At 48.0% G+C, this 19,223-nt stretch carries 19 protein-coding genes and 3 pseudogenes; 13 read left to right on the top strand and 9 right to left on the bottom strand.

What is annotated here, in order from left to right:
• Nucleotides 1-7: 7 nt before the first annotated feature.
• The 5 genes from MES37_RS24855 to MES37_RS07560 form a co-directional block, all read right to left on the bottom strand.
• Nucleotides 8-1,204, bottom strand: a complete 1,197-nt coding sequence (locus tag MES37_RS24855) for a flagellar hook-length control protein FliK (protein ID WP_133522917.1) — start codon at nucleotides 1,202-1,204, stop codon at nucleotides 8-10.
• Nucleotides 1,201-1,512: a hypothetical protein gene (locus MES37_RS07545; protein ID WP_064544188.1), complete on the bottom strand. Its 312-nt coding sequence runs from the start codon at nucleotides 1,510-1,512 to the stop codon at nucleotides 1,201-1,203. Before MES37_RS07545 ends, MES37_RS24855 begins: the two co-directional genes overlap by 4 nt.
• Nucleotides 1,509-1,889 carry a flagellar export chaperone FliS gene (gene fliS / locus MES37_RS07550; RefSeq protein ID WP_064544190.1) on the bottom strand — a complete coding sequence of 127 codons (381 nt, stop codon included), beginning with the start codon at nucleotides 1,887-1,889 and terminating at the stop codon, nucleotides 1,509-1,511. Before fliS ends, MES37_RS07545 begins: the two co-directional genes overlap by 4 nt.
• 16 nt (nucleotides 1,890-1,905) lie before the next feature.
• Nucleotides 1,906-3,168, bottom strand: coding sequence for a flagellar filament capping protein FliD (gene fliD / locus MES37_RS07555; RefSeq protein WP_064544192.1), 1,263 nt, complete (start codon nucleotides 3,166-3,168; stop codon nucleotides 1,906-1,908).
• Nucleotides 3,169-3,315: 147 nt separating this feature from the next.
• Nucleotides 3,316-4,152 (bottom strand): flagellin N-terminal helical domain-containing protein, encoded by an 837-nt coding sequence (locus MES37_RS07560; protein ID WP_064544194.1) that lies wholly within the window; start codon nucleotides 4,150-4,152, stop codon nucleotides 3,316-3,318.
• A gap of 121 nt (nucleotides 4,153-4,273) precedes the next feature.
• Between MES37_RS07560 and MES37_RS07565 the strand changes: the two genes are divergently transcribed.
• The 9 genes and pseudogenes from MES37_RS07565 to MES37_RS07605 all read left to right on the top strand — a co-directional run.
• Entirely contained in the window at nucleotides 4,274-6,097 is a 1,824-nt protein-coding gene (locus MES37_RS07565) for a hypothetical protein (protein WP_237930846.1), read from the top strand.
• Between the two features lie 13 nt (nucleotides 6,098-6,110).
• Nucleotides 6,111-7,307: a UDP-N-acetylglucosamine 4,6-dehydratase gene (locus tag MES37_RS07570; protein WP_064544199.1), complete on the top strand. Its 1,197-nt coding sequence runs from the start codon at nucleotides 6,111-6,113 to the stop codon at nucleotides 7,305-7,307.
• A gap of 10 nt (nucleotides 7,308-7,317) precedes the next feature.
• Nucleotides 7,318-8,463, top strand: coding sequence for a LegC family aminotransferase (locus MES37_RS07575; protein WP_237930848.1), 1,146 nt, complete (start codon nucleotides 7,318-7,320; stop codon nucleotides 8,461-8,463).
• Nucleotides 8,464-8,467: 4 nt separating this feature from the next.
• Nucleotides 8,468-9,625, top strand: a complete 1,158-nt coding sequence (gene neuC / locus MES37_RS07580; RefSeq protein WP_237930854.1) for a UDP-N-acetylglucosamine 2-epimerase — start codon at nucleotides 8,468-8,470, stop codon at nucleotides 9,623-9,625.
• Entirely contained in the window at nucleotides 9,622-10,695 is a 1,074-nt protein-coding gene (gene neuB / locus MES37_RS07585) for an N-acetylneuraminate synthase (protein WP_133522921.1), read from the top strand. Before neuC ends, neuB begins: the two co-directional genes overlap by 4 nt.
• Nucleotides 10,688-11,338: an acetyltransferase gene (locus MES37_RS07590; protein WP_064544206.1), complete on the top strand. Its 651-nt coding sequence runs from the start codon at nucleotides 10,688-10,690 to the stop codon at nucleotides 11,336-11,338. The genes neuB and MES37_RS07590 overlap by 8 nt, the downstream gene beginning before the upstream one ends.
• 7 nt (nucleotides 11,339-11,345) lie before the next feature.
• Nucleotides 11,346-12,401, top strand: a complete 1,056-nt coding sequence (locus tag MES37_RS07595; protein ID WP_064544208.1) for a nucleotidyltransferase family protein — start codon at nucleotides 11,346-11,348, stop codon at nucleotides 12,399-12,401.
• Nucleotides 12,402-13,100, top strand: a complete 699-nt coding sequence (locus MES37_RS07600; RefSeq protein WP_064544210.1) for an acylneuraminate cytidylyltransferase family protein — start codon at nucleotides 12,402-12,404, stop codon at nucleotides 13,098-13,100. It begins immediately after the preceding gene.
• Between the two features lie 201 nt (nucleotides 13,101-13,301).
• Nucleotides 13,302-13,442 (top strand): annotated as a pseudogene (locus tag MES37_RS07605) (IS630 family transposase); the annotation flags it as partial.
• Nucleotides 13,443-13,920: 478 nt separating this feature from the next.
• Here MES37_RS07605 and MES37_RS07610 read toward each other — a convergent pair.
• Complete coding sequence (locus MES37_RS07610; RefSeq protein ID WP_064544212.1) at nucleotides 13,921-14,322, bottom strand: hypothetical protein; 402 nt, start codon at nucleotides 14,320-14,322, stop codon at nucleotides 13,921-13,923.
• 154 nt (nucleotides 14,323-14,476) lie between these two features.
• Between MES37_RS07610 and MES37_RS24920 the strand changes: the two genes are divergently transcribed.
• The 3 genes and pseudogenes from MES37_RS24920 to MES37_RS07620 all read left to right on the top strand — a co-directional run bounded on the left by MES37_RS24920 (nucleotide 14,477) and on the right by MES37_RS07620 (nucleotide 17,154).
• Nucleotides 14,477-14,599, top strand: a complete 123-nt coding sequence (locus tag MES37_RS24920) for a hypothetical protein (protein WP_425266231.1) — start codon at nucleotides 14,477-14,479, stop codon at nucleotides 14,597-14,599.
• Nucleotides 14,568-14,789: pseudogene (locus tag MES37_RS07615) on the top strand (phage polarity suppression protein); the annotation flags it as partial. The gene MES37_RS24920 and the pseudogene MES37_RS07615, both read left to right, overlap by 32 nt.
• Before the next feature lie 277 nt (nucleotides 14,790-15,066).
• Complete coding sequence (locus MES37_RS07620; protein WP_237930857.1) at nucleotides 15,067-17,154, top strand: YecA family protein; 2,088 nt, start codon at nucleotides 15,067-15,069, stop codon at nucleotides 17,152-17,154.
• Nucleotides 17,155-17,184: 30 nt separating this feature from the next.
• On the opposite strand, the pseudogene MES37_RS07625 reads toward MES37_RS07620, so the two are convergent.
• The 3 genes and pseudogenes from MES37_RS07625 to MES37_RS24925 all read right to left on the bottom strand — a co-directional run.
• Nucleotides 17,185-17,472, bottom strand: a pseudogene (locus MES37_RS07625) (tyrosine-type recombinase/integrase); the annotation flags it as partial.
• A gap of 85 nt (nucleotides 17,473-17,557) precedes the next feature.
• Nucleotides 17,558-17,848: a helix-turn-helix domain-containing protein gene (locus MES37_RS07630; RefSeq protein ID WP_237930860.1), complete on the bottom strand. Its 291-nt coding sequence runs from the start codon at nucleotides 17,846-17,848 to the stop codon at nucleotides 17,558-17,560.
• 65 nt (nucleotides 17,849-17,913) lie between these two features.
• On the bottom strand, nucleotides 17,914-17,985 hold the full coding sequence (locus MES37_RS24925; protein ID WP_121815748.1) for an ash family protein: 72 nt from the start codon (nucleotides 17,983-17,985) through the stop codon (nucleotides 17,914-17,916).
• A 795-nt stretch (nucleotides 17,986-18,780) separates the two neighbouring features.
• Here MES37_RS24925 and MES37_RS07635 point away from each other — a divergent pair.
• The coding region (locus MES37_RS07635) for a hypothetical protein (RefSeq protein WP_237930863.1) at nucleotides 18,781-19,223 on the top strand (443 nt) is incomplete at its 3' end.

Raw genomic sequence — 19,223 nt, forward strand, 5'->3', positions numbered from 1 at the left:
AGAGAAATTAGACGTAAGTGTCCAGGTTATAGTCAGAAGTGGTCGCGAGTGAACGCCACTCCTGCTCCTCGTGACCTTCTATGGCCTGGGTTATGTTCTGATTGTTGCCACCGTTGTGCTGACCCTGACCTGCGGGTTGTTCACCACCGGGTTGGCCGATTTCGACACTCACCTGGCTGTAGGCCTGGCCGTGCAAGATATCCTGACGCAGCCGATCGCTTAATTGCAGCAACTGGTCTCTGACCATCGGATTGGTGGCGGAAATCTGGATAAATACCCTGTCATCTTCCGTCCGCACTTGAAGGTCGAGCTTGCCCAGATTGGGTGGATCAAGCCGCAAGGTCGCCTGCTTTACTCCTAGTTGGCTCTGTACCCGCAAGCGCTCCGTAAGCGGTGCCAGCATCTGCTCGGCCCACATGGACGTTTGCTTGTCGAGGGTCAGAGGGGAAAATTCATGCCCGACTGTCCCCGGCATAGCGCGGTTCATGGCTCCTGCTGTTACAGGCAGTTGAGGCTGCGCCTGGCGCAACTGAGCGAGATTAGTCAGCTCGCTGAGCTGTTCACCATTGAGGGCTGCGGTGGTTAATTGTGAGAGCAGTTGGGCGTCCATCTGGGGTTGGGTCAGAAGAGCCTGTGCCTGTAAAGGGGCCATCGGAGCACCGTTGGCGATTTTGCCAATCTGATGGGGGGCTTGCTTCTGGAGATCGCCAACGGTCAGTCTGGCATGCTGCCCCAAGGGGACAGGGCGTATATCCTGCATACCGCGAAGCTGCGAAATTAACTGCTCGCTATTGGGCTGTTCAGCCAACGTTTTTTGTAGTGCAGCTAAAAACTGCTGCATTTGCTCCATCGTCGCGGGCTCTTGTGACTGTCGTTGCCATAACTGGCTGACTGCTTCCATCAGTGTATCTGAGGCTGCTTTGTCGCCCTGTTCATGGGAACGGAGCGTCTCCAGTACCTTATCGAGTCTGGTTTGCCAGTCAGATGGCTGTCCTGGCATGTGACGCAATTGCTCAATCTTCGCTATCAACTCGTTGGCGGAAGGAGACTTTGCACTGGAGGAGGATTCCGGTACGGGCTGAGACAGGGCAGTGAAACTTCCGGAAGCCGGGGAAGTCACGTTTCCGAATGTCGGGGAAGTCACTTTTCCGGATGCAGGGGAAGCCTGACTTCCGCTGGATTGACTTGCTGCAGGCTGAATCACTGTTTTTCTCCTCCGTACAACTGAACTTCGCGATAGGCTCGTTTACCTTCCCGCAACTCGCTATCTCCACGCAGCCGTTCACCCAGCCAGGCTTTGCGGGCTTCCAACTGGTTGATGATTTGCCGGTGGCGAGCCTGCCACAGGGCCATCGGTAATTGCTCCTTGAGCTTGGGTTGCTCATTTAGACGGCGCAATAACTCGGCAAGCTGGCCGTCCAGTCGAATCAACGTTTTCCATTGGCGTTTGGATGCTGCATCTTCCATGGCGGTAAGCAGTTGCTCACCATGCCGTTTGATGAGGTCAATCACGTAGTACCTTCCCAACCTTCTTTGAGCGGGATAATGACCCGGCGCACTTCAGCCAGCGGTTCTGGCTGATTGCGCAAGTTGACGGTCAGAAGGCGGCGACTGCAAAAGTCGTAGAGCTGGTGCAGGTTTTCCGCCAGCTCCCCTCCATTTTGGGTATCCAGGCTGGCATCCAGCACATGGAGGATCTCCAGACATTTGCTGATACTGTCGCCTTTATGGTTGAGCTGCATGGTGGCGATGTAGTTTTCGATATAGTCCAACTCGTCGAGCAGGTGCTCGAGTAATATGACTACCAGTTGTTGTGGACTGGCTGCGGCGATACGCGCCGCACCTGCATTCTGCCGATAAGCGATGAGCGGGTTGTCATTGTTAAACATGGCGACTCCTGCCTGGTTATTGGAACATGGCCGAGGTGGCATTCATGATGTTCATGTACTCGACCATCTCTGTGAATTCTTTCAGGTATTGCTGGTAGACCTTATCCATACGGCGATCAAGCGCGTCCATATCTGACTGGATACTGGCTTTTTCTTTGTCCAGACTTTGCTGAGCGTTGTAGATGGTGCCGCTGGTAGCCGTGTAGTTGTAAACGAGGTCGTCGATCTGCGTGGCCACGTCTTTGAACAGTGCCGCCACATCTTCAGGGTTTTCGGTGAGCGCGGTTTGCAGCTCTTCGGTATCCAGCGTCAGCTTGCCGGTGTAGGGGTCCGAGGTGATGCCGTAGTTGGCCATCATCATTCCGTCCGGACTCACGGTATAGAAGGTTTGTTTGAGGCTGTTCTGGATGCCACGTGCCGAGCCGTTGGCATAGAGCGCGCCATCAGGCGTGTTCACATGGGTGGTGAATACGTCGAGCATGGCGTTGTAGCTGTCGACAAAAGCTTGTACGTCGGTAGTGATCGCCTCGGTGTCCGGTACGACATCAATCGTAATTTGACCCGGCTGGGTGACGTTAATCGTGACGCCAGGGATCATATCAGTGATGGTATTGCTCGCTGATTCGTACTTGATGCCAGTATTTTGGCCGCCGTACCAGACAATGGCATTTTGCGGTGGGCTTAGCTGTTTCTGAGTGACAGAAGGATCGCTAAAGCTGACGGTAAAGGCATTATCTGTCCCGGTATCGTCACTGGTCACCACCAGGTTGTAGCTGCCGGTGTCGTCCTTGAGCACTGAGGCTGATACCCCCAGGTCGTCTCCCTGAGCGTTAATAGCGTTGGACAGCGACTCTACGGTAGGTGGATTTAGGGTGCTGGTGTCGATGCTCAGGGTCAGTGGATTGCCATCCGCATCGGTGCCACTGATAGTCAGCGTGCCTGCGGGTACGTTGCCACTGGTACCGAAGTTGAGCGATTCCTGCTGTGCCTTGGCTACCTGCTCTACATAGAGTTCATGGTGACCCGGGATAGCACCTGAGCCGGTTGAGACGGTGGCACCGGAGTTTTCCGGTAATACGGATGCCTTGGTGGTGTTAAAGCCGTCGTTATCAGCATAAAGTGCTTTGGCCGCTGTCTGTACGCTGGTAATGGCGGTTTCAATTTCGCCCCAGGCGGCTATCTGACCGTCGACATCGGCCATTTGGGCCTGATAGCGCTCATCGTAAGGAGCACGCTCAAGCGCGGTAAAGTAATTAGCCAGATAAGAGGGGTTAATCATAGTCTGTTCATGCCTCGTGGTGAGGGTTGTCTAAAGCAATAATCGTGCCTGTTTTTATAAATTGTCATTTTTGGGTAGCACAACCGTATTTGTCACAAAAAAATGGACTGCCGAGGCAGTCCATTTTTGCAGCGATAAGCCAAGTAATTAGCCGATCAGGTTCAGTGCCAGACCAGTCATAGACTTGGCGTTGGCCATAACCATGGTGCCGGATTGTTGCAGCATCATTTGCTTGGACATGTTGGCCCCTTCTTCCGCGAAGTCGGCATCCATGATCCTGCCTTTCGCCACCTCGGTGTTCATCTCGACGTTCATCAAGTTGCTCTTGGTGTGTTCCAGGGAGTTGATGTAGGCACCCGTTTCAGAGCGGGCTGCAGAAATATCATCAGAAGTTGTGGTCAGGCCACTCAGGCTCGCCTGGGCGCTACCAGAGCCAGTCAGAGACATGGAAGTCAGACCGGTGATTGAGCTGCGCATGGTTGTGATTCCACTGGAAACATCAACACTGATGGAGTCAGCAGAGCCGTTACGGCCAATCTGCACATTAATAGAACCCGCTGCCAGAGTATCGAACAGGTTGTTACCAGCGTACTGGGTATCGGTAACGATACGGTTCGCTTCATCTGCCAGTTTCTGGAACTCGGAGTCCATAGCTTCAAGGTCGGCGGTTGAGTTGGTTCCGTTCGATGCCTGAGTAGCAAGTTCGGTCATACGGTCGGTGATGCTGGTCAGCTCGGCCATGGCCTGGTCGGCGGTTTGCAGCATGTCCTGAGTCTTCTCAATGTTACCGATACCGGCGTTCATACCGACCATATCGGTGTTCATACGGTTAGCGATAGTCAGGCCTGCAGCGTCATCTTTTGCGCTGTTGATACGGTAACCAGTACCTAAACGCTCCATAGAAGTGTTCAGAGATTCAGTAGACTTAGCCAGGGAGTTCTGGGCAACAAGGGATGCATAGTTAGTCTGGATTGAAATAGCCACGGTAAGACTCCTTACGTATATAAGTTTAAGTGGAGGGCCCGGTAGCCGTGCTTCTCCATCATCCCTGAGAAATAACGACAGGTTGATGCGGCAACTTAAACGCATTTGAAAGATTTTTTTATTGCGTCATTTTTTGCAGAAGGGGAGCGTTAACCTTTCTGATGCGTATTTGGTAGATAAGCCCAACCACATCGGCTTAAAAACGAGTTGGCACGATATTTGCTATTTCTCTGGTGTCATAAACGAAGACAGAGAATTTAGTGTGATGACCCAGCCTCAACCTCATCTTGTGCGGATTTATCTCGATCCCTTTACGATGCCGATGTTGCAACAGTTGTTGCATTTTTGCCGTCACAGTGAAGAGGAAAACACCACCTCCCTCACCACCTGGGGTCGCTCGACATTGCAGGATGGTCAACAACTACATCCGCGTCATCAACATTTTCGACAGGGCATTGCCCCGGTGCGAGAGGTCTACGAACGATTGATGGCGCTGTGTGCTCAGCATGGCAGCGTCGAGGTTGAGGTCCATTCCAACCTTATCTATAGCTCTGATGCGTTGGCCCCCTTGCTTAACGCGCTGCACTTTCTCAAGTATCCGGTGCGGATGGTTCATCTCTATGAAGATGGCACCTTTGATTATTGCGAGTTGCTCAAGCTCAATGATCAGCCGGAACGCCTGGTGCAGAGAGAGGCGGTTCTGGCCCGTCTGCGTAGCTATCTCTATGAAACGCCGCGCAGCGTAGGGTTTACGGTCCCAGGGCAGGACAAAATAATTGTCGGGCAGGGGTGGCACCGTTTTTATCCCACTCGTTACCACATGGTACGACCAGACATTATGACCCGCTTGCCTGCCTTACAAACGTTGGCCGAGGAAATTCTGCCCTGGCTGGAGCGGACGGACTGGAACGATTTTTCTTCTCTGGCTCCTCATCAACAGGACTGGTTATTCCGCGCAGTCGGTGTTGAACGGGCCTCCATCGAAGCGTTGTTTGCTCAACATACGGATGCCGTCATTGTGTTGGGGACTTCGCAAAACGTTGAGGATGCACGCGGCTTAGCAGCCAGGGGGATCATCCGGCTGCATCACGATTTGCTTAAACATATTCGCAAATCAGGTTCTCCTCTTCATATTGCTGGCAAACCCAGTCTGCTGTTTAAAGGTCATCCGGCGGGACACGTCGTGAATGACGTTATTGAACAGAAAAACCCCAAACTGATCCCATTGCCTGCGTCAATGCCGATGGAATTACTACTGATGCTCAAAACACCGATCCGTGGGATCTGTGGCTTTATGTCCAGTAGTCACCTCAGTTTGTGCAAAGAGCAGATCCCTTTCATCCTCGCGCCTCCTGAGCAGAATGTCCCTCGTGAGGTGGCGCTGCACAAGTGGCCTTTACTCCGTCTGGCTCTACTGCTTGAGATTGTTGATGAACGGCAGATCGTACTTTACAGCGAACTCTATCGGCGCGGCGAAATCCCCTATCCATATTGGGATGCTTACACCAGTCAGTCTTTGGCGGGTAAGAGGACGATGAATGATATTGCGAGGGGGGCAGGCCTGGCGTTGCCACAGAAGAAAATGGTACTCGGTTTTCATATCGGTCACCCGGATGAGTTCAATGCGCTGGAAAAAAGCATCGACGATCTGATCCGCATGGGCTTCCTGTGCACTCTGGTCATTGATGAGACAAGCCCCGATTTTGCCGCCGTGTGCGATCGCATGAGCACTGTGACACGCAATGATCTTCAAGCCTTCACTTTGGCGGCAGTCAAAGAGGCGGGGTTTTGTTTCGATTGCTTCGCGGCGTCAGCAGGCCGGAATGACCTGCGCGCCTATGGTTATCACTGGGTGGAATATGGCCCCGTCGGTAGCCTGGGCTCTCAGCCCCAATTGATCACCGGGATCATCAATGCCCAGAAGAAATATGTGATCCTGGTGTGAGCAGAGGTAATAGATGAAATCTCATTTGATGCTATCCCTTATTGGGCGCAGCGACGCCTTGTTTGCTTGTGACCTTGCTGGCGTTGATTCAGAACTGAATCAACGCGTGTCTGAGTCCCGCTTTTTGGTTTTAGGAGGGGCGGGGTCCATTGGGCAGGCGGTCACCAAAGAGATTTTCAAACGTCAGCCAAATAAGTTGCATGTTATTGATATTAGTGAAAATAACATGGTCGAGCTGGTGCGCGATATCCGCAGCTCGTTTGGTTATATCCCTGGGGACTTTCAAACCTTCGCGCTGGATATTGGTTCGGTCGAATATGATGCTTTTATTGAGGCTGACGGCCAATATGACTATGTGCTGAATTTGTCGGCACTCAAGCACGTACGCAGCGAAAAAGACCCGTGGACTTTGATGAGAATGATCGATGTCAACGTATTAAATACCGACAAGACCCTTCGCCAGTCTATTGCAGCAGGCGTAAAAAAATACTTTTGCGTATCCACCGACAAGGCGGCTAATCCGGTCAATATGATGGGCGCTTCTAAGCGGATCATGGAGATGTTCCTGATGCGCAGAAGTGAGCAAATCACCCTGTCGACGGCGCGTTTTGCCAATGTCGCATTCTCCGATGGTTCGCTGTTGCATGGTTTTAATCAGCGCTTGCAGAAGGGGCAGCCACTGGTTGCTCCTCATGATATTAAACGCTACTTCGTTACGCCGCAGGAGTCGGGCGAGCTTTGTTTGATGTCCTGCATATTCGGTGAAAATAGAGACATCTTCTTCCCAAAATTGAGCGAAACACTGCATCTCATCTCTTTTGCTGATATCGCCACCAGATACCTCAGACATCATGGTTACGAGCCGTATCTTTGCCATGATGAAAATGAGGCGCGTGAGCTCGCCAGTATATTGCCGGCACAGGGAAGCTGGCCTTGCCTGTTCACCACCAGTGATACAACCGGAGAAAAGGATTTCGAAGAGTTTTTCACCGAAGAAGAAACGCTGGATATGGGGCGCTTCAATAGTATTGGCGTGATTAAAAATGCGCCCCTATACCAGCCAGAATTACTGGATGCCTTTGAGAAAAAAATCGATGCGTTGAGAAGCGACCGGAAATGGAGCAAGGACGATATCGTTAGCCTTTTCTTTGAAATGCTGCCCGATTTTGGCCATCAAGAGACGGGCAAGTACCTCGACGCAAAGATGTAAGGTGAATCAAATGCAATCAACCCAGCTGGTCGCGTTTATTCGTGACATTTATAAAACCAATGCGTTCATCCCGCTACATGCGCCGACTTTTTCTGAAAAGGAGCAGGCAAACGTCGCCGACACCTTAGAGAGTACGTTTGTGTCCAGCGTGGGCAAATATGTTGATGAGTTTGAACGCAAGATTGAGGCGTATACCGGGAGTGCGCGTGCTGTCGCGACCGTCAATGGAACAGCTGCACTTCATGCCGCATTGCATCAGGCTGGCGTTGAGCGAGGGGACCTGGTTATCACCCAGGCCCTGACTTTTGTTGCCACCTGCAACACGCTCTACCACATGGGTGCTCAGCCAGTATTGGTCGATGTTGCGAAAACCAGCCTGAGTCTGTGTCCAGAGGCGGTTGAAGCGTATTTATACGAACACGCGAAACTGACTGGGCAGGGGTGCTATCACAAGGGTACCGGACAGCGTATTAAAGCCGTATTACCGATGCACACATTCGGTCACCCAGCCGAGCTGGATGAGCTGCTATTGCTGTGCAAGCAATGGGGACTGACGCTGGTTGAGGATGCAGCTGAGAGCCTTGGCTCTTTCTACAAGGGCAAACATACCGGGACCGTGGGCGAATTCGCCGCCTTGAGTTTCAACGGCAATAAAATCATTACTACCGGTGGCGGTGGCATGGTGTTGTGCCAGACCGCGAAACAAGGGGATCACATCAAACACCTCACCACGACGGCAAAGGTGCCTCATCCTTACGAATTCCACCATGATGAGGCTGGTTTTAACTATCGCCTTCCGAACCTCAATGCCGCGCTGGGGTGCGCCCAGATGGAAGCTCTGCCGACTTTCCTGAAACAGAAAAGAGCGTTAGCACAGCATTACGCTGAGTTCTTCCGTAAGCATGATTGCCAGTTTGTACTGGAACCCAGCTACGCGCGTTCCAATTACTGGCTCAACGCCATTATCTGCGAGAGCGAAGTACAGCGCGACGCGCTACTGACAGAAACCAATGCGGCTGGCGTCATGACGCGTCCTGTCTGGAAACTTATGCATCGGTTACCCATGTTTTCTCATGCACATAGAGGGGATTTGACGGTTTCCGAGTGGCTTGAAAGCCGGGTGATCAACTTGCCTAGCTCGCCGGTTGAGGTTTGATGAAATGAGACGGATCGCAGTGTTTACTGGCACCCGGGCGGAATATGGTTTGCTCTATTGGTTGATGAAAGATATCTCGGCTGCCACTGACCTGGAGCTGAAAGTCATTGTCTCTGGTGCTCACCTGTCACCCGAATACGGGATGACCTGGCGGCAGATTGAGCAGGACGGTTTTCAGATCGATGAACGTATCGAAATGCTGCTCTCTTCTGATACCGCGGTAGGCGTGATCAAAAGTATGGGCGTCGCACTGATTGGGATGGCCGATGCATTATCCCGACTGCAACCGGACCTGCTGGTTATCCTCGGAGATCGTTACGAGGCACTTGCGATGGCGCAGTCGGCGATGCTCATGCGTATTCCCATTGCTCACATTCACGGTGGTGAAATCACGGAAGGTGCTTACGATGATGCCATTCGCCATGCCATCACCAAGCTGAGTTATCTCCATTTCACCGCCAATGAACGCTATCGTCAGCGCGTGATCCAGCTTGGGGAACATCCCGATCGCGTTTTTAATCCGGGGGCAGTTGGCCTTGACCACATCAGCAAGACACCGTTGATGTCTTTGGAAGAACTTAAGGCCTCCATTGGGTTCAAGCTCGACAATCCCTTTTTCGTGGTGACTTATCACCCCGTCACACTCTCCTCTGAACCAGCAGTTGAAAGCTTTCGGTCATTGCTGAAAGCACTGGATGATTATCCTGATTATCAGGTGATAGTGACTTATCCCAATGCTGATGACGGTGGGCGCCAAATCATCCCAGAGCTTGAGCACTATGCAGCTTCTCAGCCTGAACGAGTCATGGCGATCGCTTCTCTGGGCTATAAGCGCTACCTCAGTGCGGTAAAACATTGCTCTGCCGTTATTGGCAATTCTTCCAGCGGCATCATTGAAGTCCCTTCACTTAAGGTGCCAACGGTGAATATCGGGCAACGGCAGAAAGGCCGCATGGCTGCTGCCAGTGTGGTGAATTGCCAGCCGGAACGCTTATCTATCGCTTCAGCCATCAAAGAAGCGCTGTTGCCGCTGTCCACCGATGCCTTTACTAACCCGTATGGCATGGGAGACGTGAGCAAGCGCATTGTGGATGTACTGCGTACCTGCCCGCTCGAATCGGTCAAAATTTTTCATGATCTAACCAGGAGTTTGCCCCAATGATCAGCATTATCGCCGAGGCTGGTGTGAATCATAACGGTGATGAGTCTCTTGCTCATGCGCTTGTCGATGCCGCCCATCGGGCCGGTGCCGATATTGTGAAATTTCAAACTTTCAAGGCTACGAACCTGGTCACGAGCCATGCCCAGCAAGCTGATTATCAGACGGTCAATACTGGTAAAGCAGAAAACCAGCTTGCCATGCTCTCCAGGCTTGAGCTCCCTTTTGAGGCGCACTTTAGTCTTATCAGGCACTGTGAAGCGCTGGGAATCGCATTTCTTTCCACGGCTTTTGATGACGAAAGTCTCGAGTTTCTGGTCCGAGTGCTCAAACTGCGTACCCTGAAGATCCCGTCAGGTGAATTGACTAATGCCCCCTTTGTCCTCAGGCATGCTCGTAGCGGCTGCAAACTGATCGTTTCCACGGGGATGGCGACGCTGGCAGAGGTGGAATCGGCCCTTGGCGTGATCGCTTTTGGCATGACCCAAGAGCTGGATGCCGTGCCGAGTATGGGGGCCTTTATGGCGGCCTTTGCCTCTGAGAAGGGGCAAGAGGCGCTGCGAAACAACGTGACGTTGCTGCATTGCACTACCGAATATCCGGCACCGATGCCTGACATCAACCTTAAAGCCATGGATACCCTGGCTCATGCCTTCGGATTGCCGGTCGGTTATTCCGACCATAGCGAGGGGGTCACCGTGCCTGTTGCGGCAGTTGCCCGTGGCGCCTGTCTTATCGAAAAACACTTCACACTGGACAAGACCATGCAAGGGCCTGATCACAAGGCCTCACTGGAGCCGCAAGAGCTGGCCGCAATGGTCCAGGGTATTCGGAATGTGGAGGCCGCGCTGGGTAATGGCATTAAGAGCCCGCGCCCGTGTGAGCTGAAAAATAAAGCGGTTGCCCGCAAGAGCCTGGTTGCAGCCTGCGACATTCCATTGGGTGCTGTGCTTGATGAGCATAACGTGACAATCAAGCGGCCCGGTAATGGCATGAGCCCTTATTCCTGGTGGGATGTTCAGGGGAAACGCGCAAGTGTTGCTTACCAGATGGGAGATCTGATTCATGAATAAACCGCTGATAGTGATAGGCGCGGGGGGGCATGCATCCGTACTGGCTGACATTCTCACCCGCCAGGGACAGACCATTTTGGCACTGGTTGCGCCTGATTCATTGGGCGAGGGTGCATTGGCGGGATTACCGCTGTGGCAGGAAGAGACACTCAGTACGAATGCTTCCCCTGATAGCTGCTTGCTGGTAAATGGCATCGGTTTCGTGGCCGGAAGCGATCTGAGGGCCAAGATATTCTCGCGCTATGCCGAAAAAGGTTATCGCTTCGCATCCGTAGTAGCACAAGAGGCCGTTATCTCGCCCCACGCATTTCTCGGCGAGGGGGTACAGATTATGCCGGGAGCCATTGTGCAGAGCTGTGCGCGCATCGGTAACAACACTCTGATCAACTCAGGGGCCATTGTCGAGCACGACAGCGCAGTTGGCGACAATGGTCATCTCGCTCCACGTGCTGTGTTATGTGGAAACGTGACTCTGGGGAAAAACGTATTCGTGGGTTGTGGGGCTGTCGTTGTTCAGGGGATTCAGGTTGGCGATGAGGCCGTTGTTGGTGCCGGAGCGACATTGACCTGCCATTTGCCGAAAAATCACATTGTCTTTCCTGCTCGCGCTCGGTTGGCTGAGCGGAGTTATCAACAGAGATAAGTTTGCTATGAGCAAAGACTGGAAAAAAATCTTGTTATCCCCCAGGGATTCTCTGCGCGATGCTTTGTCCATCGTGAATGAGGAAGCGCTGCGCGTGGCGTTGGTTGTTGATGAGCAGGAGAGATTATTGGGAGTGTTGACGGATGGGGACATCCGACGGGCAATTCTGGCTGATGTCAGCCTGAATACGGCCGTTGAAGCCGTCATGAACTGCAATCCACTGACGTCTCCTATTAATTGTAGCCGGAGCGAAGTTCTCGCAGAAATGAAGAGACGCAGTATTCTCTCTATTCCGGTAGTGGACGAAAATGGCCGCCTGGTCGGGCTGGAAACCTGGGAATCGGCTTCAGCACATCGCCGCTATGAGCATCCGGTCTTTATTATGGCAGGCGGTTTCGGTACCCGTCTGAAACCGCTGACTGACAATTGCCCTAAGCCGATGTTAAAAATTGGCGGAAAACCCATGTTGGAAATTCTGGTTGAGCGTTTTGCAAAAACAGGATTTAAAAATATCTATATTTCCACCCATTATCTGCCAGAGGTCATTATGGATTACTTTGGGGATGGGCAGCGCTGGGGGGTTAATATTGAATATGTTCACGAAGATGTCCCTCTTGGAACGGGAGGGGCATTGGGCTTGTTACCTGATAATATCCCTGATTTACCCTTGATCATGATGAACGGTGATGTACTGACCTCGCTTGATTTTGAGCGGCTCATGCTTTTCCATACTACACATACGCCAGCAGCAACCATGTGCGTACGTCAATATGAATACCAGGTGCCATATGGGGTCATTGACTGTGATGGCGAAAAAATAGTTGGGATGTCAGAAAAACCCATTCACCGTTATTTTGTAAATGCTGGCGTTTATATATTAAGTCCCCGAATTTTCAAAGGTGTGCCAAAGGGTATATCAATTGATATGCCAACACTTCTTGATTCAAATATTAATGATGACTCTGATGTTTTAATGTTCCCTATCCATGAATATTGGCTTGATATTGGCCGACCGGATGATTTTCATCGTGCCCAGGCCGATGTATATCAACTGGAGTGGTAAATGAGAATCGCCATTATACCGGCCAGAGGGGGAAGCAAGCGGCTACCTGGCAAGAATATAAAAATATTATCGGGTAAACCCTTGATTGCCTGGTCTATTGAAGCGGCAATTGACAGTAATTTATTTGATCGGGTGTTGGTGAGTACTGATTGCGAAGAGATTGCTTGCGTAGTAGAACAATATGGTGCAATTGTCCCATGCTTAAGGCCTGCAGTCCTGGCGAGTGATACGGCAACGACCTGTGATGTTATTTCACATATGGTGGAAATCGCCGAGAATAAATGGGGGAAGGTCCGTAATATTACTCTGTTACAGCCAACTTCTCCCTTACGAAAAGCCGTAAATATTGTTGAAGCTCATACGTTATATGAAAAAATGGCGGCAAACAGTGTCATTTCAGTCTGCCAAATGGAACACCCTGTTCAGCTATGCAATAAATTGCCTGCGGATCACTCAATGTCTGGCTTTCTTCAAAAGAAAAATAATCTGAGAGGCCAGGAGCTGGAGCCTTATTACAGAATTAATGGCGCGATCTATATTTTTGAGCGGAAATTCGTTGGTGCTTTAGCCGATATCTATGGAGATAAATCTTATGCTTATCTCATGAGGCAAGAGGAGTCTGTCGATATTGATAACCAACTGGATTTTACATTCGCGGAGCTTATGATGTCACAGACTCAAATTTCCACAGATAGGTAATTATTCTCTCCAGACCTCATCAATAAATTAGGTGGTGAGCAGAGGGGAAGGGTGAACAATCCATTGCCCACCCTGGCATGTTCAGGTGTAAAAAACGGCTAAATAACTGCGCGTAATAGTCGATCACTGAAGGGAACTCAATCCGGTTTGAGCGATCTGATCAATCGCCAAGCATCACAAACCCTCCAACCGGACTGAGTCATGCCGATCATAGTACCCATCCCCCGAAATGAACGACGCAACATGCAGAAAATCATCCAGAAAACACCCGATAAAAACCATGCCCGGCGGCTTATCGCCATGCTGATGTTACATTGTGATGACTCTCAGTCCCATGTGGCGAACATCTGTTAGTTTTGCTTTTAGCCTGCGGCAGGCAACTGTCGGTAGACCCCACTCGCTGCGTAGCCGTGTATAAGTGGGTATTGATTTATTTTTATGTCTCCCACCGTAAGGTGGAAAAGTAAAATTCATATGAAATAGTAGAAATGATAAATGTCTTTATGTGTTGTAGAATTTACCGGTTAAGATCGGAAATAAAAGTCTAAAAACTACAGACGAAATTGTTTTCATTAATTTGATAAAATAAGTAACGGGGAGGGTGTCAGGTGTTTAAGGTTAGTGGTTGCATTCGTTTGTGTTGCGCATTTTTATTTTGAGTTTACTAAATAGAAAATGTACTGCTACCGATTTGATAATCTGCTAGTTAAAGAAATAACATCCATGATTTATACCACAATTTTAATAACAAAGTGCCAGATTAGTACCTCAAGAGTTAAGGAGTCCCCGACCTTTTGCCGGGGAGGAAGTCAAATATGATTTAGCATTTCCCTATAATATCGCCAACCAGTGCGGTTGTAGATGTCATGTCAGGGTTATCTGTGTCAAGTACCGACCGATTAAATAATACTTTATTTTCTTTTGTTATCACCCAGTTTTCGATTATCGTCATGCCAAGAGAAGAGCTATGTCCTGAAAAAGCATTATCATTAACTGGCGTATACGTTATTCCTTCACCAAAGCTAGAATTCCCAATCTGTTTAACTGTGATGTTCTTGTTCTTAATGTCTAAAGAAATTTTCCCATCATCTATACTATTCTCTTCAAATTTATATCCATCCTGGCTAAAAGCAGAGTAGCCTTTCATGTTGTCAACAATCCAGCATTCGGCATTCGCGCCTGTAGTTGCCAGAAGTGACAATAACAATAAATATATTTTCATTGTAATATCCTTTGAAAGTTAATTAATACCTATATGTTTTGGCATCAGATGCTAGCTTATTATGCACTATCAATTTTATTTGTCAGAAGTATATTGCCGTATGCGTGACAGAATTCGATGTGTACTTCTCGCCGCTGAGGACTGGACTACCGTCATGATCGCCAAGTCTCAGCTTATTGATGAAACAACGGTTCGCCGTCATCTGCATGACTGGCTCAATGGCGAAAAAATCAAACCCGAAAATGGCGATACGACGAGCGACACATTACATCGGTGAAGCTCTACGGGAGTATCTGGCTGCAAGTCATGAAATCAATTACTCGGCTGAAAACAGCGACATTTTAACGGCCATCGGATTCAGGCCTGATGCGGCTTCACGGGTAGATAATCAGCAAAAATACACACCGGTACAGAACCGTGTTTACGCGCACCGGCTGGCAGAACTGAGCCAGCAACCACCCGCATAAAATCGACCTGAAAATCCCGTCATTTAATTAAAATAAACCATGCATTACGGTGCATGGTTTTGCATGTAAAACCCCGTATTTTTCACACTTCATTACCCCAGAGCTGGCGCGGCTCCGGGGTGTTCATGCATCTGCATTAAAACCCACCCATGAAGCGGGCAGGCGTGACGGGGATAGCATTGCGCGCACATTGAATCAAATTGTTAAGATTTAAAGTAGCATATGATGTGGTGAAGTAAGAAACTAATAATATCGAGCGTAGGGGAGGATGTTTATAATGCAAAAAACTGAGTCAGAGGTCTTTTCCGAGTTGGAGTCATTGTGTACATCTCATGGCTTTATTCATGGTTTGGCGTTATTGAGTTGCATGAATAATATAACACTCTATGAGGAGGAAATCAGTTCTGAAGATATGCAACATCTTTACGAAAAAGAACGATTAATAAGGACTGAGATTTCTACCGTTGCAGGATTATTGTTAAAGTCTGAAATCAAAACGGATTATCCCGGTGTAGATGTATTGTCTAAATTATATGAAGATGTAAATACATCCTTGGCTGTTTTGCATAGTGCTATGTTTTCGGCTGAGAAGGATGGCGAATACGACAATGCGATGATAAAAGAGAGCATCTTTTATGCGGCTGAATCTGCTTATGATTTTCAGTATTTAGATATGGCGGCGGAGAAGTATTCTTTAGATGATGCATGGTTCTTAGAAGAGATGGGCTTTACATGTGCCGATATGGTTTCTGTCGGTCGATGTATAGAGTCCATAATTGGGAGGCAAGTTAGTGACTTTTTACGGCGCAGTCATGGAATACTAAATGATGAAGTATTGAATGCCTACGAACTTCCAATTGATCTAATAGTTACCGAAACGGGCTTGAGTGATAGTAAAGTAAAAACTATTATTGATTTGTTTTCATCAACTGGACTCTCAAATGAAAGCTTTAAAAGCATGAGTGATTTTAATGCTTTTAATGCTAAGCCGATAATACTTGTTGGGAATAAATATTATTGCTTTTCCGACTATTCTCTAGCTCAATCTATATACGAAACTCCATTTTTTTGGATGAATGACGATAAAAAATATAGACCAATATCTGCACAGCATAGAGGGCAATTTGTAGAGGATTATGTATATAGGAAGATGACTTCGGTTTTTGGTGCTGAAAATGTATTCAAAAATGTATATATTGTTAATGATAACAATGAAACGTTAGGCGAAATAGATGTATTGGTATCCTTTTCTGATTCAGTAATAATTTACCAGGCAAAATCTAAAAAATTAACTATTGAAGCTCGGAAAGGAAATGGAAATGCTATACAAAAAGATTTTCAAGGTGCAATACAAGATGCTTATAATCAAGGTGTTTCCTGTGCTCAACTCATTATATCTGGTGTATGTCTAGCGGATCAAAATTTCAAGAGGTTTAATCTCAACTCCTCTGTTTCTAGATGTTATATCGTTCCAATTATATCTGAACATTATCCATCTTTAAGTTTTCAGGTTCGTCAGTACTTAAATACTACAATTACAAGTGAAATTTACCCGCCATTTATAATGGATGTTTTTCTTTTGGATGTTCTAACTGAGTTTTTGGATACGCCTCTGTATTTTTTATCTTACATTGATCGTCGTTCGACATATAATATGAGAGTATTTTCTTCTCATGAATTGACCGTTTTTTCGTTGCATCTAAAACAGAATCTATGGATTGATAATGAATGTGACATGTTTATGTTGCATGACGATATATGTGCTGACCTCGACATCGCGATGCTATCTCGTAGGAAAGGAGTTACGGGGAAACATACTCCAGATGGTATTTTAACATTACATCAAGATGGATTTGTTAGGAAAATAATAAAGTCATTAGAGTCTGAAAACCATAAGTTGGCGGTAGAATTAGGTCTTCTTTTTCTTTCTTTAGATAGTGACTCTATTGAAGGTATTAATCAGATGGCTAAGAAAACAGTTTTTTTATCTTCAATCGATAAAAAACATCATGATTTTTCAACTGTGGTTGGAGATATTGGCTTTACCGTTCATTGTAATTACTATGATAAAGATGCTGCAGAAAAACAATTACATGGGCATTGTATAAAAAGAAAGTATATAACTAAAAGCAAAAAGTGGATCGGCATACATGTTAGACCTAAAACATATGATGTAAATTATGGGGTTATGCTGGACTTTGACTGGGAGTATTCAGCTGAAGTTGAAAGTGTTATTACACCCAGCCGAATTCAAAATACCTTAGTCAATATTGATGGTGTTATGACTCAAGCAAAATGCCCTGGTAGAAATGAACCATGTTTTTGTGGAAGTGGTAAGAAATACAAAAAATGCTGTTTACGTTAAAATAAAGGGCGCGTTAAGAGGCGTCTTCAATTATAAGTCTTTTACTACCAATCCCCACCAATTCATGAGTGCTACTCTTTGTTCCAAATATGTAGATCTATTGTAGGCTCTTCTAACTTCATTTCTATCAGTATGAGCTAATGTTGACTCTATGACATCTGAATTGAAACCAGCTTCATTCATTGCAGTACGTGCGATAGAGAGTAGGCCATGAGCAACAAGTTTTCCGCCATAGCCAAAACGTTTTAAAGCGGCATTTGCCATCTGGCTATTCATTGCTTGCTTTGGATCATTTCTGCCTGGAAAAACATGTTCACGGCTAACCTTCATCCCTTCAACTTGAATCATTCAAGCTAATTACAGCGTCACCCGTACAGAGTTTCTGGCAGATGACGCTAATGGTTTATTTCGGATGACGGGTGCGCATTAGCCGAACGACAGGCTTGTGCGTTTGAGGATCAAAGTAGCGGCTCGGCCAGATGGTTTCGGCGGGTACACCAATGGCTTTGCTTATTAGCAGTTCCCCTTTTGCCCACGGGCGGCTCAGCGCGTTGGCGAGAGTTGAAGAACTTAAACCTGCGGCGCGGGATTCGGCTGCCAGTGAGGTGCCTTTTTTACGTAGTGCCGCGATGATGTCGGCTTGATGCCAGTCTTGTTGAAAAGGCAGGAAAGTGGGGTTGTGTGAAAGTGTCATATTCGCATTCTCCGTTGCAAGCGATGATTGCTACCACCGGAGGTGCAAATCTCTTGGGTGGTAGCTCAGACGGAGTTTGCACTACCGGTCACAACGGATGCCGGCCAGCCCGAAGGCTGCCCCGCCTGAGCCACCATTGAAAAATTGCGTTATTACATTGAATTGTAACAGGCAACAGGTGTGCGCATGCCTCGACGTATAAACTGAATTTATAAATCGACGTTGTGATATCCAGGGTGCAAATCCCGGCTGCGGATTTTGCCGCAGCGGCGCTGACTATAACGTAAATCGGCAGTGTTAACCAACCCGCTAATAGGCGGAATGCGAGTTGTTTTCCAGACATATTTCTTAAGTTGCAGGTGTTGCAAAAGAGGGACGCCCTCACCCTAACCCTCTCCCACAGGAGAGGGGACTGTCCGGCGATCGCCTTCTGCACAGGAGAGGGGGCTGTTCGGCTGAATCAACAGACACAAAAAAGCCCGCAGGGCTTGCGCCGTGCGGGCTTTCAGGACTTCATATCAGGTTCTGGTGACCATCAACAAAGAATTTTGGTGGGCTGGGGGAATCTGAATGATTAATGTAACTGTTTGTTTTTAATTGATTATACCTAATTCAAGTTTCAGGTGTGTACCTAAACGTGTACCAATTATGGAATGTCATATTGGGAATGGGTGGTTGCTTGTTTGATTTTTAATCATTTTCATTGCGTTTCATTTTTGAGATTAATAAAAAAATCTTTTTTTCCATTTAACTGTTCACTCTGTTCACCATGCATTTTTATGATTTAAAATCATGGTGTTAGGTGGTGATCATACGGTGAAGGGTGAACAGTCCATTGTTCACCGTCACAGATATGTAGTATCAAATCCTCTGACAGCATCAATCGTTTTATGATTAATTGTCGTTATCACTTATTTATAAAGAGAAATCTGATGTTTTCGCTACTCTCAAAATTTTTCTCAAAGGCTGGCGCTGGTAGTTATACAAGGAATCCAGGCTCTCTTGATTATGACAAATTGATTCAGCTTGATGCTGAGAACCTTGCGGAGCAGGGCATCGCTGATGCTTATCAGCAGATACTACCTGCACTCAGAGAACATGTTGGTCACCCTGCTGAATTATTCGAGATTCTGGATGCCGATTTGCCGGCCTATACAATTCAGTGCAACGGCGATGAGTACATTGTCTATTCCGCAGAGGAAAGTGGTTCAGAGAAGGAAAGCTGGGGACGGGCAACCTATTTCCTTTTTCTTATTGTTAATAAGCAGCTCATGGGTACTGATGTGCAGTTCTATGCAATAGATGGAGGCAATAATTTGGCTGGGATTTTTCTTTCTCCAGAGCAAGCCATGCTGGCACAAACCTCTATAAAAAA

Source organism: Buttiauxella sp. S19-1, assembly GCF_022134725.1.
GTDB lineage: Bacteria > Pseudomonadota > Gammaproteobacteria > Enterobacterales > Enterobacteriaceae > Buttiauxella > Buttiauxella ferragutiae.

Bases quoted from the DNA above. Each gene is read 5' to 3' on its own strand.
- MES37_RS07590 (WP_064544206.1), top strand. From the start codon at position 10,688: ATGAATAAACCGCTGATAGTGATAGGCGCGGGGGGGCATGCATCCGTA.
- MES37_RS07570 (WP_064544199.1), top strand. From the start codon at position 6,111: ATGAAATCTCATTTGATGCTATCCCTTATTGGGCGCAGCGACGCCTTG.
- MES37_RS24920 (WP_425266231.1), top strand. From the start codon at position 14,477: ATGATCGCCAAGTCTCAGCTTATTGATGAAACAACGGTTCGCCGTCAT.
- MES37_RS07595 (WP_064544208.1), top strand. From the start codon at position 11,346: ATGAGCAAAGACTGGAAAAAAATCTTGTTATCCCCCAGGGATTCTCTG.
- neuC (WP_237930854.1), top strand. From the start codon at position 8,468: ATGAGACGGATCGCAGTGTTTACTGGCACCCGGGCGGAATATGGTTTG.
- fliS (WP_064544190.1), bottom strand. From the start codon at position 1,889: ATGTTTAACAATGACAACCCGCTCATCGCTTATCGGCAGAATGCAGGT.
- MES37_RS07600 (WP_064544210.1), top strand. From the start codon at position 12,402: ATGAGAATCGCCATTATACCGGCCAGAGGGGGAAGCAAGCGGCTACCT.
- neuB (WP_133522921.1), top strand. From the start codon at position 9,622: ATGATCAGCATTATCGCCGAGGCTGGTGTGAATCATAACGGTGATGAG.
- MES37_RS07620 (WP_237930857.1), top strand. From the start codon at position 15,067: ATGCAAAAAACTGAGTCAGAGGTCTTTTCCGAGTTGGAGTCATTGTGT.
- MES37_RS07610 (WP_064544212.1), bottom strand. From the start codon at position 14,322: ATGAAAATATATTTATTGTTATTGTCACTTCTGGCAACTACAGGCGCG.
- MES37_RS07575 (WP_237930848.1), top strand. From the start codon at position 7,318: ATGCAATCAACCCAGCTGGTCGCGTTTATTCGTGACATTTATAAAACC.
- MES37_RS07630 (WP_237930860.1), bottom strand. From the start codon at position 17,848: ATGACACTTTCACACAACCCCACTTTCCTGCCTTTTCAACAAGACTGG.
- fliD (WP_064544192.1), bottom strand. From the start codon at position 3,168: ATGATTAACCCCTCTTATCTGGCTAATTACTTTACCGCGCTTGAGCGT.